The organism is Dietzia sp. IBK-p2-15D (assembly GCF_057773105.1).
This window is the reverse complement of the sequence record NZ_JBYMTK010000003.1, coordinates 35,805-50,042: the sequence shown is the minus strand read 5'-3', so window position 1 is coordinate 50,042 and position 14,238 is coordinate 35,805. Positions and strand designations below refer to the sequence as shown.

General features: G+C 72.5%; 16 protein-coding genes. 2 read left to right on the top strand and 14 right to left on the bottom strand.

The genetic code is table 11. From position 1 onward, the window contains the following. Positions 1–14: 14 nt before the first annotated feature. The 10 genes from AC3DEV_RS05470 to AC3DEV_RS05425 form a co-directional block, all read right to left on the bottom strand. Positions 15–305, bottom strand: coding sequence for an acylphosphatase (locus AC3DEV_RS05470; protein ID WP_488371521.1), 291 nt, complete (start codon positions 303–305; stop codon positions 15–17). Beyond that, entirely contained in the window at positions 302–832 is a 531-nt protein-coding gene (locus tag AC3DEV_RS05465; protein WP_488371520.1) for an OsmC family protein, read from the bottom strand. Before AC3DEV_RS05465 ends, AC3DEV_RS05470 begins: the two co-directional genes overlap by 4 nt. Before the next feature lie 32 nt (positions 833–864). Further along, positions 865–1,782, bottom strand: a complete 918-nt coding sequence (gene mutM / locus AC3DEV_RS05460; protein WP_488371519.1) for a bifunctional DNA-formamidopyrimidine glycosylase/DNA-(apurinic or apyrimidinic site) lyase — start codon at positions 1,780–1,782, stop codon at positions 865–867. A 1-nt stretch (position 1,783) separates the two neighbouring features. Next, entirely contained in the window at positions 1,784–2,482 is a 699-nt protein-coding gene (gene rnc, locus AC3DEV_RS05455; RefSeq protein ID WP_206472308.1) for a ribonuclease III, read from the bottom strand. Beyond that, a complete protein-coding gene (locus AC3DEV_RS05450) occupies positions 2,479–3,078 on the bottom strand; it encodes a YceD family protein (protein WP_067717567.1) in 600 nt (199 codons plus the stop codon). Before AC3DEV_RS05450 ends, rnc begins: the two co-directional genes overlap by 4 nt. A gap of 23 nt (positions 3,079–3,101) precedes the next feature. Then, positions 3,102–3,893 (bottom strand): DivIVA domain-containing protein, encoded by a 792-nt coding sequence (locus AC3DEV_RS05445; protein ID WP_119192434.1) that lies wholly within the window; start codon positions 3,891–3,893, stop codon positions 3,102–3,104. A gap of 128 nt (positions 3,894–4,021) precedes the next feature. Continuing rightward, on the bottom strand, positions 4,022–4,495 hold the full coding sequence (gene coaD / locus AC3DEV_RS05440) for a pantetheine-phosphate adenylyltransferase (protein ID WP_067717556.1): 474 nt from the start codon (positions 4,493–4,495) through the stop codon (positions 4,022–4,024). Further along, positions 4,492–5,115: a 16S rRNA (guanine(966)-N(2))-methyltransferase RsmD gene (gene rsmD / locus AC3DEV_RS05435; protein WP_488371518.1), complete on the bottom strand. Its 624-nt coding sequence runs from the start codon at positions 5,113–5,115 to the stop codon at positions 4,492–4,494. The genes coaD and rsmD overlap by 4 nt, the downstream gene beginning before the upstream one ends. A gap of 20 nt (positions 5,116–5,135) precedes the next feature. Next, positions 5,136–7,454 carry an ATP-dependent DNA helicase RecG gene (gene recG, locus AC3DEV_RS05430; protein WP_488371517.1) on the bottom strand — a complete coding sequence of 773 codons (2,319 nt, stop codon included), beginning with the start codon at positions 7,452–7,454 and terminating at the stop codon, positions 5,136–5,138. Then, on the bottom strand, positions 7,451–9,169 hold the full coding sequence (locus AC3DEV_RS05425; protein WP_206472314.1) for a DAK2 domain-containing protein: 1,719 nt from the start codon (positions 9,167–9,169) through the stop codon (positions 7,451–7,453). The genes recG and AC3DEV_RS05425 overlap by 4 nt, the downstream gene beginning before the upstream one ends. Before the next feature lie 127 nt (positions 9,170–9,296). Between AC3DEV_RS05425 and AC3DEV_RS05420 the strand changes: the two genes are divergently transcribed. Continuing rightward, positions 9,297–10,091, top strand: a complete 795-nt coding sequence (locus tag AC3DEV_RS05420; RefSeq protein ID WP_488371516.1) for an enoyl-CoA hydratase/isomerase family protein — start codon at positions 9,297–9,299, stop codon at positions 10,089–10,091. 35 nt (positions 10,092–10,126) lie between these two features. Here the strand turns inward: AC3DEV_RS05420 and AC3DEV_RS05415 are convergent, their stop codons facing one another. From AC3DEV_RS05415 to thiL, 3 genes are read right to left on the bottom strand one after another with little or no spacing between them, the layout of a single operon-like run. Then, positions 10,127–10,837, bottom strand: a complete 711-nt coding sequence (locus tag AC3DEV_RS05415; protein ID WP_488371515.1) for a uracil-DNA glycosylase — start codon at positions 10,835–10,837, stop codon at positions 10,127–10,129. A gap of 3 nt (positions 10,838–10,840) precedes the next feature. Further along, positions 10,841–11,362, bottom strand: coding sequence for a gamma carbonic anhydrase family protein (locus AC3DEV_RS05410; RefSeq protein ID WP_067717980.1), 522 nt, complete (start codon positions 11,360–11,362; stop codon positions 10,841–10,843). 10 nt (positions 11,363–11,372) lie between these two features. Then, entirely contained in the window at positions 11,373–12,350 is a 978-nt protein-coding gene (gene thiL, locus AC3DEV_RS05405) for a thiamine-phosphate kinase (RefSeq protein ID WP_253001909.1), read from the bottom strand. A 124-nt stretch (positions 12,351–12,474) separates the two neighbouring features. Between thiL and AC3DEV_RS05400 the strand changes: the two genes are divergently transcribed. Then, on the top strand, positions 12,475–13,095 hold the full coding sequence (locus tag AC3DEV_RS05400; protein WP_132061051.1) for a DUF3515 family protein: 621 nt from the start codon (positions 12,475–12,477) through the stop codon (positions 13,093–13,095). A gap of 30 nt (positions 13,096–13,125) precedes the next feature. Here AC3DEV_RS05400 and AC3DEV_RS05395 read toward each other — a convergent pair whose 3' ends face one another. Next, entirely contained in the window at positions 13,126–14,232 is a 1,107-nt protein-coding gene (locus tag AC3DEV_RS05395) for a D-alanine--D-alanine ligase family protein (RefSeq protein ID WP_396443735.1), read from the bottom strand. Positions 14,233–14,238: the final 6 nt, after the last annotated feature.

Here is a 14,238-nt window from a genome sequence, read left to right as displayed (position 1 = left end):
TTGTCGATCCTAGGTCAGCGTTCGACGAATCCCGGGAGTCCGCCCCGCGCCGGCTCCCAGGTGTCGACGACGAGGTCCACATGGCCGGGGGTCCCGCCGCCGCGGAGAAGTTCCAGCAGGGCACGGCACGCCGACTCCGGTCCCTCCGCCACCACGTGGACGCGTCCGTCCGGCTTGTTGGCCGCGTACCCGCTCAGGCCGAGTTCGAGTGCGCGGCTGCGGGTCCACCAGCGGAAGCCCACGCCCTGGACGCTGCCGTGGACCCAGGCGATCAGCCGGACCTGGTCGGGATCCGGTGCGCTCATGCCGCGCCGCCCCCGTTTCCGGCGTCAGCGCCGCCGGTCTCGGCGTCGGCGCCGCCGGTCTCGAACCCCAGCGCGATCTCGGTCCCCGCGGTGAGCGTCCGGCCAACCGTGCACGCGGAGTCCACCGAGCGCCGGATCATCGCCACCAGTCGCTCGGCCATCGCCGGGTCTAGCCCGGACAGGTCGAGCTCGTAGCTCTCCTCCAGCAGCGGGTATCGCTCGTTCTCGCGGTCGGCGTCTCCGGAGACGCGAACGGTCGCGGCGTAGTCGTCACCCAACCGGCGGGAGATCGTGAAGTCGGAGGCCATGGCCGTGCAGGCCCCGAGCGCGATCTTGAGCAACTCCCCCGGGGTGAACACCCCCTCGACGTCGGCCGAGCCGATCTCGACCCGGGCTCCCCGGGAAGATGTCCCCACGTAGCGTCGGGTCCCGGTGCGTTCGACACGGAGATCGGGAGCGGGGTGCGCCGCCTGCGGGGCGGCCGGCGCGGGCGTCTGCGTGGGGGTGGGGGGCGTCGACTCAGTCATGCGGTCATCGTACGACCGGTCCGCGGGCCACCTCAGCCCCGCCGCGGCGCGCGGGACCGACGTGGCGGGCGGGACCGGCGTGGCGCGGGCTGGCAGACCGGGCAGAAGTGCGAACCGCGGTTCATGAAGTCCTCCCGCACCACGGCCGTCCCACACCGCGCGCACGGCAGGCCCGCCCGTCCGTAGACGTCGAGGGAGCGATCGAAGTACCCCGAGGCGCCGTTGACGTTGACGTACAGCGCGTCGAATGAGGTGCCGCCGGCCGCCAGCGCGTCCGCCATCACCTCGCGGGCGTGCTCGAGGACCCCGGTCACGGCGCGGAGTGTCACGGCGCCGGACCGCCGGCGGCCGTGGAGACCGGAGCGCCACAAGGCCTCGTCGGCGTAGATGTTGCCGATCCCCGAGACCACGGTCTGATCCAGCAGGAGGCGCTTGATCTCGGTGTCCCGGCGTCGGATCGTCCGGGCGGCGGCGAGGGGGTCGAACCCGGGCTCGAACGGGTCCGCCGCGATGTGCGCGGCCGGCGCGGGCAGGAGCTGCCCCGTGCCGTCGAGTGCCTCCGCCAGTGGTACGACGGTCCACCCGCCGAACGTCCGCTGATCGACAAAACGCAGCTCCCTGCCGTCGTCGAGCTCGGCTCGCGCGTGCAGATGGCGTACCGGTGGCGCACCGCCCTCGGTGACCAACATCTGCCCGCTCATCCCCAGGTGTACGAGCAGACAGTCCGCCCCCGCCGCGTGGTCGGAGTCCAGGGTGAGCCACAGGTACTTGCCGCGACGCCGGGCGCCGCTGACGGTGCGGCCGGTCAGACGCGCGACGATCTCGGGGGCGCCGCCCGGCTGCCGGCGCGCGGTGCGGGCGCCGGTGACCTCCACGGACGTGATCGCACGACCGACGACGTGATCGGCCAGGCCCCTGCGGACGACCTCGACCTCGGGTAGCTCGGGCACGTCAGCGTGTGGTCCCGTCCAGGGCGGCCCACGCCTGCTCGGCGGCCTTCTGTTCGGCCTCCTTCTTGGTGCGACCGGTCCCCTCGCCCAGGGACTCGTCGCCCACGAACACCACCGCGGCGAAGGTCTTGTCGTGGTCCGGCCCGGTGGAGGTGATCTCGTACCGCACCCTGGGCCTGCCCGTCGACGCGCACTTCTCCTGCAGACTGGTCTTCCAGTCGAGGGCCGCCCCCAGATGCGGGACCACCTGCAGTCGGTCACCGATGATCCGTTCGATCAGACCCCGGGCCGTCTCGAGCCCGTGGGTCAGGTAGACGGACCCGAACACCGCCTCGAGGGTGTCGGCGAGGATCGAGTGCTTGTCGCGGCCGCCCGTCAGTTCCTCACCGCGGCCGAGCCGCAGGTGATCTCCCAGGCCGCCGGGACCGAGCTCGCGGGCGATGTCGGCCAGGACATAGGTGTTGACCAGGCTCGCACGGATCTTGGCGAGGTCGCCCTCGGGACGATCCGGGTACGCCGTGTAGAGGTGTTCCGTCACGACCAACTCGAGCACCGCGTCGCCGAGGAACTCCAACCTCTCGTTGTGGGGCAGGCCGCCGTGCTCATAGGCGTACGAGCGGTGGGTCAGAGCCTGGGTGGCGAGGTCGACGGGGAGGGCGACCCCCAGGACGGAGTCCAGTGGCGACGGCTGCTCCGTCACGCGCGGTCCTCACCGGCGTCGCCGGCTCCGGTTGACCCGAACTTCTCCGCCAACCCGGCCCACCGGGGATCGATCCGGCCCTCGGCGTCGCCGGAGACGCCGTCGGGAGCGGGGGTGTCCGGGTTGATGCACTCGTCGTGGCCGTAGTCGGTGCACGTCGGCGACATGGGGAACTCCAGACCGAACGCGTCGACGAGCGCGGGCTCGAGGTCGAGCAGGTCGCCATCCAGCAGGCGGACCTCGTCCTGCTCGGCGGCCTCGGCCGCGGCGGTGCCCTCGGCCGCGTACATGTCGGTCAGGTCCACGCCCACCGGGGCGGAGAACTCGCCCAGGCAGCGCGCGCACTCGACCTCGGCCCGACCGGTGACCGAGCCGGTGACGAGCACGCCCTCGTCGACGTAGGTCAGCATGAGGTCGAGGTCCACCTCGGAGCCCTCGGGGATCCGGATGAACTCCACGCCGATGGCCGAGGGGAGGACGGCGGCACGCTGCACCGGCACCATCGAGCCGGGGGCGCGTCCGAGGACGCGGGTGTCGAGGACGAGCGAATCGGCGGCGGGCCGGCCGTGGCGGGGGGTACGGGAGGTGGTGGACACGCCCAGCAGACTACCCGCCGGGGTCAGTAGTCCCCGTACCCGTCGCCCGGGCGCTCGTCCTCGCGGACCCCCCGCCGGCCGGTGGGCTCCCGTCGCCCGACCGGGGCGACACCGTGCAGCTCCTCGCGACCCCGGCTGACGGTGCGGATGGTGGTGCCGAGGAACTCCTCGAACCGGGCCATCTTCTCGTCGATGTAGGCGTCGCATTCCTCGCGCCGACGCTCGCTCTCGGCGTGCGCGGCGTCTCGCACCCGCGCGGCCTCCTCGTCGGCGATGCGGACGACCTCGGACTCGGACAGCATCCGCTGCTGCTCCTGCCGGGCTTCGGTGATCGTGCGGTCGTAGAGGATGTTGGCCTGTTCGACGAGCCGGTCGGCCTCCGCGCGGGCGCGGCTCGTGGTGGACTCGGCATCCCGACGCGAGCGGTCGAGGAGCTCCGCCGACTCGGCGCGGGCGTCGCCCACCAGCCCGTCGGCGTGGGTGGTCGCCTCGGCGACCATGCGGTCGGCGCGGGCCTTGGCGTCGGCGAGCATGGCATCCGCGTCCTCGCGCGCCTCGCGCAGGGTGCGGTCCGCCTCGGCGTCGGCGGCGGCGACCGTCTCGCGGGCGGTGGCATCGGCCTCCGCGAGCACCCTGTCGCGCTGGTCCAGCACGTCCTGGGCGTCGTCGAGTTCGCCGGGGAACGAGTCACGGATGTCGTCGAGCAACAGCAGGGACTCGTGCCGGGGCACCACGCAGTTCGCGGTCATGGGCAGACTGCGGGCGTCCTCGATCATCGCGTTCAGCTCGTCGAGGGCCTGGAACACTCGGTACACGCTCGTCCCTTCACCGGATCGTCACTCTTGTCCCACCAGTGTGCCCGCAACACAGGTCGCCGGGCCGGTGCGTGGGCGGTGTGTCCGGCAGGTCCGGCGGGCCGACGCCCGCGACCCGCCCCTCCCCGTCAGCCCAGGCGCTCCCTCAGGGCCCGGGCGACCGGCTCCGGAAGCAGGTGGGACACGTCGCCGCCGAGTCGGGTGACCTCGCGGCACAGCGAGGAGGAGACGAACGCCAGGTCGGCCCGGGTGGGCAGGAAGACGGTGTCGATCCCCGCGATCGAGCGGTTCATGTGGGCCATCGGCAACTCGTAGTCGTAGTCGGTGGAGTCGCGCAGACCCTTGATCACCGCGGTGGCACCCTGATCGCGGCAGTAGTCCACGAGCAGTCCGTAGAAGCTGTCCACCCGCACCCCGGGGATGTCGGCGCAGACCTCGTCGATCATCGCCTTGCGCTCGTCGATCGAGAAGGTGCCCTGCTTGTTGGGGTTGGCGACCACGCACACGATCACGTCGTCGAACAGCGCGGCGGCTCGCCGGATGATGTCGAGGTGCCCGAGGGTCACCGGATCGAAGGAGCCTGGGCACACGACGGTGGTCATGGGGCGACCGTATCAACAGGCCGGGCCATCTCCACGGCGGTCTCGCCGTAGGTGCGCTCGAACACGACCTCGTACCCGCCCGGCCACCGCACGGCCGGGTCCCGCTTCGACCGCTCCCAGACGACGAGCGCGTCCTCCGCGAGCCACCCCCCGGCGAGCAGGGCGTCCAGCACCGGTTCGTCCAGCTCGGCGGACCGCCCGTACGGGGGGTCGGCCAGGACGAGGTGGAATCCGCCCTCGACGGGGCACCCGCCACGGACAGCGGCTGGCAACGCCGCGCGCTTCACTGTGAGACGGAGCGGGGACGACGACGATGAGGACGACGACGACGACAACGACGACGACGACGACGACGCGCCCGCCGTGTTCTTCTTCAGGCACGCCACCGCGCGCTGGTTCTCCTCGACGAACCACGCCACGTCGGCTCCCCTGGAGACCGCCTCGAGCCCGAGTGCGCCGGAGCCCGCGAACAGGTCGAGAACGGCGGCGCCGTCCAGGTCCACCCGGCTTCCGATGGCACTGAAGAGCGCCTCGCGGACACGGTCCGTGGTGGGCCTGGTGCCGGCCGGCGGCACGGTGATCGACAGCCCGCGCAGGCGGCCGGAGATGATGCGGGTCATGTCTTCCCTGTGGTCGTGGGTCAGTATCTGAACAGGTAGTCGGATTCCTCGGAACCGGCCAATCGGCGGACCCGCTCCGCGAGCGCCGGGTGGGCGTGCAGCCCCGGGTCGGTCTCCAGGATCTGTTCGGCGTGGCGCCGGGCGATCTCGATCACCTCACCGTCGTCCACCACCGACAGCAACCGCAACGCCGAGAGGGCACCGGACTGGGCGTCCCCGAGGACATCGCCCTCGCGGCGCTGCACCAGGTCCAACTGCGCCAGCACGAAGCCGTCCGTCGTGGCCGCCACGGCATCGAGCCGCTCCATCGAGCGACCCCCGGTGCGGGAGTTGGTCACCAGCAGGCACAGGCCGGGCAGTCCGCCCCGGCCGACGCGGCCACGCAGCTGGTGCAGCTGACTCACGCCGAAGCGCTCGGCGTCCATGACCACCATGACGGTGGCCTGGGGAACGTCCACACCGACCTCGATCACGGTCGTGGAGACGAGGACGTCGAGAGCGCCGGCCGCGAACGCCGCCATGGTGGCGTCCTTCTCCTCCGGCGGGAGTCGGCCGTGCATGAGTCCGATCCTCAGTCCCGCCAGGGGCCCGGTGGAGAGGTGCTCGTGCAGGTCCACGGCCGCGGCCAACGGCGGTCGGTCGCCGCCGTTGTCGTCGTCGCCGTTGTTGTCGCCGCCCTTGTCGTCGCCCCCCTTGTTGTCGCCGCCCTTGTCGGCGCCGCCGCCCTTCTCGGGGTCGTCGGCGTCGATCCGCGCGCACACCACGTACGCACGGTGGCCGGCCTCCACCTCCTCGCGCACCCGCTCCCAGGTCCGCTGGAGCCACCGCGGTTTCTCCCTCGCCGGGACGACGGAGGTGGAGATGGGGCGACGCCCCCCGGGGAGCTCCTGGAGCTCGGACACCTCCAGGTCCCCGAACACGGTCATGGCGATGGTCCGCGGGATCGGGGTCGCGGTCATCACCAACAGGTGCGGCACCAACCCCGCCCGACCCTTGGCGCGCAGACGATCACGCTGTCTGACGCCGAAGCGGTGCTGCTCGTCCACCACCACCAGGCCGAGGTCGAAGAAGTCCACCGAGTCCTGGATCAGCGCATGCGTCCCCACGACGATCCCGGCCTCCCCGGTGACGATGTCGAGCAGGGCCGCGCGCCGCTGGGCCGTGGACATCGACCCGGTGAGCAGCACCACGCGGGTGGCCTGCTCGGCCGCGCCCAACCTGCCGCGCTCACCGAGATCGCCGAGCATCGCCGTCAGTGAACGGTGGTGCTGGACCGCCAGGACCTCGGTGGGGGCCAGCATCACGCACTGCCGGCCGGCGTCGACCACCTGGAGCATCGCCAACAACGCCACCACGGTCTTGCCCGACCCGACCTCGCCCTGCAGGAGCCGGTTCATGGGCTCATCACGGGTCAGGTCCGCCGAGATCTCCTCCAGTACCGCCGACTGTCCGCCGGTGAGCTCGAACGGCATCCGGGCCTCCATGGCCGCGCGGAGCCCGTCCCCGCGCACCGGACTGGCCGGCGCCGGGTCCCGCGCGACGAACCGGCGCCTGGCGCCGAGCAGCAACTGCAGCGCGAGCGCCTCGTCGAAGCGCAGCCGGTACCCGGCCCGATCCTTGTCCCGGGAGTTCTCGGGCAGGTGGGCCTTACGCAGTGCCTCGTCGAGGTCCATGAGGCCCGCCACCGACCGGACCGTGGCGTCGAGCGGGTCGACCACCGGCACCAACGCCCGCAGGGTGGTGACCACCGCGCCGAGCAGGTCCCAGGAAGTGACCCCCTCCTTGGCCGCGTACACGGGCAGCAGTGGCCGGTCGAACAGGCTCGGTCCGCCCTCGGCGTCGATCTCCGCGGCCAGGCGGGCCAGCGCCGCGAGGTCGCCGGACCCCTTGAGCTGGCCGCCGGGGCCGGTCACCGGACGCAGGACGAGGAACTCGGGATGCTTGAGGTCCAGTGACCGGCGGAAGCGGGAGACGGTGCCGTCGAACATCGCCAGCGTCCCCACCGGGAGCATGAACTTGATCTTGCGCCCGGCGAAGAACACGACCCGGAACGTGGTGTCGCCGTCCTCCACCGTCAGCGTGAGCATCTCCCGTGTCTGCCGCTGCTTGGTCTGGTAGGTGCGGGTCCGCGCGGTGGTGACCTTGCCGATCACCGTGACCCGCTCGCCGTCGACCAGTTCCCGCTTGTCGTAGCGCTGTCCGTGCTGGCGGTAGCGGCGCGGCAGGGTGTGCAGCAGGTCGCCGACGCTGCGGTGCCCGAACGCCGCGGTGATGCGCTCCGCCAGCCCGGGGTCGAGGACCTCGGCGAGCGGGGTGTCCGTGGTGGCCAGAGAGGTCATTCGACCCCGACGTGGGCCACGGCCCGCCCGGGGCCGGCGGCGTATCCGACCACCTCGATGTCGGGGTGGCGGGACCGCACGCGGGACAGCGCCGACTCGGTCGCCGCCTCGTCGTAGGCGTCACTGAACAGCACGGTGACGAGTTCGCCTCCGGAGGACAGCACCCGGTCGACGAGCGCACACACCGCGTCGACCGCGTCGGACTCGATCAGTGCGACGTCGTGCCCAACCACGCCGAGCAGGTCGCCAGCCGTGCACCGACCCACCAAGGTCAGCGCGTCCTGCTCAGCCCGGATCAGGTGGGCGTGCCGGGTCCCGGCCGCGGCGTCGGCCATGGAGAACCCGTCCAGCGACAGGGTGGTCGTGGGGTCGTGCACCGCCAGGGCGGCCAGGCCCTGGACCACGGATCCGGTCGGCAGGATCAGTGCGTGACCCTCGCCGTCGCGCAGCGCGGCATCGATGGCGCCGATCTGGTCGCGGGACAGTTCGCCGTTGGGTAGGACGAGGAGCTCGTCGGCGTCGACGGCGAGCACTGCGTCGATCACGCCCTCCCCGTCGTCCCCCGGGTCGACGGTCTCCGCCCCGGCCTCGGAGAACAGGTCGGCCAGCGGCCCTTCCGGCACGATGGCGACGACCTTACGCAGCCCGGGGTCGCCGGTTCGCGGGTCCGAACCGTGCGGGTCCCCGGCGCCGTGGGCCCGGTGCTGCCCGGGCCGATCGCCCACGGGGTCGAGCATGTCGGTCACCCGGATCTCGGTGACCCGCCCGAGCGACAGGGCCGCCTCGATCGCGGCGCCGATGTCGTCGGTGTGGACGTGCACCGCCCACCTGGCGTTGGCTCCGGAGCCACCGTCGCCGACGACACCCACGCTGTCGCCCACCATCCGGAGTGCGGTCCGCAGCTCGTCGGCGCGCGCGTCGTCGGAGTGGGTGAGCGAGTACATCACCTCGTAGCGGGTCCCGGCGTCCTCGTGCGGTTCGTCCGTATCGTGCCCGGGCGTTGACGACGCCTCTGCGCCGTCCTTCGGGATGAAGTAGTCCGGCCGTTCGGGGGTCTGACCCGCCAGGATCTCGACCATGGCGTCCAGCAGGACGAGCAGCCCACGCCCGCCGGCGTCGACGACGCCGGCCCTGCTCAGCGCGGGCAGTTGTGACGTGGTCCTGTCGAGCGCCTCGGCGCCGGCGTCGGCGGCCACGCGGGCCACCTCGACCAGCGAGGAGGCGGAGGACCGTCCGGCCGCGGTCGCGGCCTCCCGCAGGACCGTGACGATGGTCCCCTCGACCGGCTCGCTCAACGCGTGGTCCACGAGAGTCACCGCGGTCCGCAGTGCGCGCCGGTAGGTGGAGGCGTCGACCACGGTGAAGGTCGCCGCCTCGCCGACCGCCCGCAACACCTGCGACAGGATCACGCCGGAGTTCCCCCGCGCACCGTGCACGGCCCCGTGGCCCAGCGCGACGGCGATCTCGCGGGCGCCGGCGGTGCCCCCGCCCTCGGAGATCCACGCGTCCTCGCCCTCGGCCCGGTCCACGGCCGCCCGCATGGTGTAGAGCAGGTTCGTTCCGGTGTCGGCGTCGGGGACCGGGAAGACGTTGAGGGCGTTGATCTCCTCGCGGCGGGCGGCGAGCTGCTCGACGCACCGCCGGGCCCACGTGAGCAGCCCGTGCGCGTCGAGGGTCGACGGACGTTCCTCGACACGTGTCGACTCCTGCGTCATCACCCCTCCTCACCGCGCGCCCACCCCTGCGGCCATCTTCCCTGTCGGCCCGGCCAAGCCTAGTACCCTCTGCACTCGACAGCCGTCCGACTAGCCGAGACGGCCGACACGACCCGGGAGCACCACGATGACCGCAGACCTCACCGCCACCCCCCTCGTCACTCTCACCGATGGGGTACTCACGCTCCCGGTCTCGCTGGAGGGCAAGGGCAACTCACTCGATTCCGACGCGGTCGATCAGGCGGCCATCGCCCTCCGTGCGCTCCTCGACGGCGAGATCTACGCCGGGTCGGTCCTGCTGGTGGGCCTGGGCAAGAATTTCTGCAACGGCGGCAACGTCCCGGGCTTCGCCGCGGCCGAGGACCGTTCGGAGCACGTGCGGGAGCTCGCGGACCGGCTGCACGGGGTCGTCCGGATGCTCGACGAGGTGACCGTGCCCGTGGTCGCCGCGGTCGCGGGGTGGGCGGCCGGCGCCGGCGCCTCGCTGTCCATGGCCGCGGACTTCTCGGTCGGCGGGCCCGACACCCGACTGCTTGCGGCGTATCCGGGCATCGGGCTGTCGCCGGACGGAGGGATGTCGTGGCGCCTGCCGCGCGCGGTCGGTCAGCCCGCCGCGCGGGCGTTCATCCTCGGCAACGAGCCGATGGACGGTGAGCGAGCCTTCCAGTTGGGCCTGCTCACGACCTTCGTCGACGGCGACGTCCGGGAGGCCGCCCGGTCGCTGGCTGTGCGTCTCGCGGCCGGACCGCGCGAATCCCACGCCGCCGCGAAGGCGCTCCTGCGTGCCTCCGAGAACGCCACGCTGTCGGATCAGCTCGACGCCGAGCGCGAGTCGATCGCCCGCCTCGCCGTCTCGCCGGACGGCATCGAGGGCGTGGATGCGTTCGTCGCCAAACGTCGTCCGGAGTTCGGACGGGGCTGAGCCGGGAACGCCACGTCGTGGACCGGCCGGGTCCGCTACATCTGTAGCGGATCCTCCGGTAGTCGCCAGTCCATCGGCTCGGCACCGAGTCGCCTCAGTTCCTCGTCGGCGCGGCTGAACGGCCGTGAGCCGAAGAACCCGCGCGACGCCGAGAGCGGCGACGGGTGCGCGGAGGCGATCACGGGGGTGTCCCCCAGCATCGGCGCCAGCGACTGCGCATGGCGCCCCCACAGGATCGCCACCATCGGGCGATCCCGCTCGACCAGGGCCTCGATCGCCCGCCCGGTGACCTCCTCCCACCCCTTGCGACGGTGGGAGGCGGGCTCCCCGGGCGCGACGGTGAGCACCCTGTTGAGCAGCAGCACCCCTGCCCGGCTCCAGGCCCCGAGGTCGCCGTGGCCGGGGGCCGCCAGTCCCAGGTCGTCGGTGTACTCGCGATAGATGTTGACCAGGCTTCGCGGGAGCGGACGCACGTCGCCGTCCGCCGCGAAACTCAGTCCGACCGCGTGGCCGGGCGTCGGGTACGGGTCCTGCCCCACGATCAGCACGCGCACGTCGTCGAACGGCTGGGTGAACGCGCGCAGCACCCGGTCGGCGGCGGGGAGGTACCCCCGGCCCGCCGCGTTCTCGGCGCGGAGGAAATCACCCATCCGGTGGATCCGTTCCTCGACCGGCGCGAGCGCGCGTGCCCAGCCGGGGTCGAGAAGGTCGGACAACGGTGCGGGCGGGGTGTGTCGGTCGTCCACCGGTCAGTCGAGCCGACGCAGGTCGGCGCGGTAGCGCATGGCGTTGTCGTGGTACATCTGCGTGTTGCCCTCGAGCATCGCGGGGTCCACCTCGACGCCCTCGCGGATCTTCGCCGGCGTCCCCATCGCCATGCGGCGGGCGGGGAGGTCGAACCGGGGCGGGACCAGGCAGCCGGCGGCCACGACCGCCCCGTCACCGATCACGGAACCGTTGAGCACGATCGAGCCCGACGAGATGAGGACGCCGTTCCCGATGGTGGCCCCCTCGATGTGCGCGTTGTGGCCCACCACGCAGTGTTCACCGATGATCGTCGGTTCGGTGGCCGTGCAGTGGACGATCGTGCCGTCCTGGATATTGCTCATCGCGCCGATCTCGATGCGCCCGTAGTCGCCGCGCAGGACGGCGGTGGGCCACACCGAGGCGCCGGCGCCGAGTGTCACCCGGCCGATGACCACCGCATCGGGGTGCACCCAGGCGTCGGGTGCGATGTCGGGTTCGAGGTCTCCCAGTGCGTAGACAGCCATGCGGATCACCCTAGTTCGCGCCGCGGGCGGAGTCCCAGCCTCCCGGCGTGCGGGGCTCACCGTCGAGGGTGACCAGGCCGGGTTCTCCCGACCGGACGGTGCCGATCGCCGTGAACCCGGGCGGGATCACCGCCCCGGGCGGGAACGTCCCGAGCAGTCCGTGGTCCTCGCCACCGTCGAGGACCCAGTCCAGCACCTGACGCCCGGGGTCCGCGACGCCCAGTGTTCCCGCGGCCTCGGCCAGGACCGGGTCGACGGGCAGCGCATCGGTGACGAGGTCGGCCGCGACGCCCGATGCCCGCGCGAGCCCCGACAGGTCGCGCAGCAGCCCGTCGCTCACGTCGGTGAGAGCCCGCGCGCCCGCCAGTCGGGCGGCGGTGCCGGAGCCGATCGGCGGTACGGGTACCCGGTGCGACCGCTGGAGCGGGCCGTCGGCGTGCCCGGCCAGGAGCAGCGCCAGCCCGGCGGCCGAGCGTCCGGGCGCGCCGGTGAGCGCGACCGTGTCGCCGGGCTCCGCCCCGTCGATCCGCAGGGGGCGGGCGCCGTCCGGGAGGGTGCCGATCGCCGTCACGCCGACGACGACGAGGTCCGCTCTGGTGAGATCCCCGCCGACCACGACGGCGCCGGATCGCGCGGCCTCCCCGTGAACACCCTCCGCAAGGTCCGCAATCTGCCCCATCGTCGTCGCGGCCGGCACGGCGAGGGCGACCAGGACACGTGTGCACTCGGCCCCCATGGCCAGGACGTCGGAGACGTTCTGCGCCACCGCGCGCCTGCCCACGTCGCCCCAGCCGGTGAGGTCCAGACGGAAGTGGGTGCCCTCGACGAGCATGTCGGTGGTGACCACGGTGGCGGCGGCGGGTCCCAGGACCGCGGCGTCGTCGCCGTTGCCGACCGGGTCGTCCACGGCGTGCCCGGCCGCGCCGCTCAGGACGGCGAGCACCGCGGCCTCGCCCGCCTCGGCGACGGTGAGGGCGCGGTCGGACACGGCGGCCACCTCTGCTTCCCGTGGTGTCTCGTCGCCGGGCACACCGGCGGGGGTCTGTAGCGTTGCCGTCAGGTTAGCGGCCGCCCGAGTCGGCGGCCGATCGTGGGAGGAAGGACGACACGACGTGGCTTCGACGGATTCGGACCCGGCCGGGCGGTATGACGCCGGCCCGCGGGACACCGGTACCCCGGGTGCGCGGGCGGTCCCCGTGTCGACCATCGTGGTGGTCCTCGCGGTGGTCGTCCCGCTGGTCATGCTCGCCGTCGTGTTGGTGCTGTTCCGCTCGGTGGGTGAGGAGGCCACGGAGGCGGCCGCGAGCGAGCCGGTGGCCGCGGTGCCCATCCCCTCGCCCGGAGCCGGGTCCGAGGAGTGCGCCGCACTGATCGAGTCGCTCCCGGAGTCCCTCGGGGAGGCCGGCCGCGTCGCTCTGGCCGAACCGGCGCCGGAGGGGACGGCGGCATACCGGATGCCCGATGCCGAACCGGTGATCGTCCGCTGCGGACTGCCGGCTCCGCCGACCTTCACGGTGGGGGTGGGCCTGCAGGAGGTCAACGGCGTCCAGTGGTTCAACGAGCCCGATCCGGACCCGGCGGTCACCGCGTCGACCTGGGTCGCCGTCGACCGTCCGCAGTTCGTCGCGGTGACACTGCCCGACGGCAGTGGAACCGGCCCGATCCAGGACCTCTCCGACGCGCTCACCGCGAGCCTCGAGGCCGTCGAGCCGGACCCCGCACCGATCGGCTGACCCGGCCGACGGGGCCGGGGTGCGACCGTCTCAGCCGCGGGCGAGCGCGGTCCGCACCAGGGTGTCGAGCAGGGTCGGGTAGTCCACGCCCGTCGCCGCCCACATCTGCGGGTACATGGAGATCGGGGTGAACCCGGGAATGGTGTTGACCTCGTTGATCACCGGCCCGTCGGCGGTGACGAAGAAGTCCACCCGACTCAGCCCCCGGGCGTCCAACGCGTGGAACGCCTCCACCGCCAGTGCGCGCAGTCGCCCGGTCTCCTCGTCCGACAGATCGGCGGGCAGGTCGAAGGTGGTCACGTCGTCGAGGTACTTGGTGTCGAAATCGTAAAAGGCGTCACCCTCGGTCCCACCCTCCCCGCCGGTGGGCTCGCCGGGGATGTGCAGTTCGGCGGGCAGACTCGCCTCCACCCGGCCATCGGGGTACTCGAGGACCCCGCACTCGACCTCGCGTCCGACTATCGCGGCCTCGACGATCACCTTCGGGTCGAAGCGTCGCGCCTCGGTGATCGCCGCATCGAGTTCCTCCGCCCGCGACACCTTGGTGATGCCGATGGACGAGCCGCCGCGGGCCGGCTTGACGAACAAGGGAAGCCCCAAGCGGTCGAGGTCCGACGCCGGGAGCGTCGCGGTGCCCGGCCGGAGCACGACCTGCTGACCGATCGGCAGGCCCGCTGCGCCGAGGACGACCTTGGTGAACTCCTTGTCCATGCCGGCGGCACTGGCGAACACGCCCGGGCCGACATAGGGGATGCCCGAGAGTTCGAGCAAACCCTGGACGGTCCCGTCCTCCGCGTGGGTGCCGTGCATGACGGGGAAGACGACGTCCACCCGAGCGAGTTCCTCCCCGGCCCGGTCACCGCCAGAGAACCGCAGCACCCCGCGGTCGTCGGTGGACAGCCCCAGTGCGACCCCGGGGCGGTGCGGGTCGACGACCGGCATGCTGCGATCGACGATCCGCAGGTCGGACACGTCCTCCGGGCCGAGCGTCCACGTCCCGGATTCGGTGATCCCGACGGGGATGACCTCATAGATCGCGGGGTCGAGGTGCGACATGACGGCGCCGGCGGAGACGCAGCTCACGGAGTGCTCCGAGCTGCGACCGCCGTAGAGGACGGCAACGGTGATGCGATTCACCGGGCC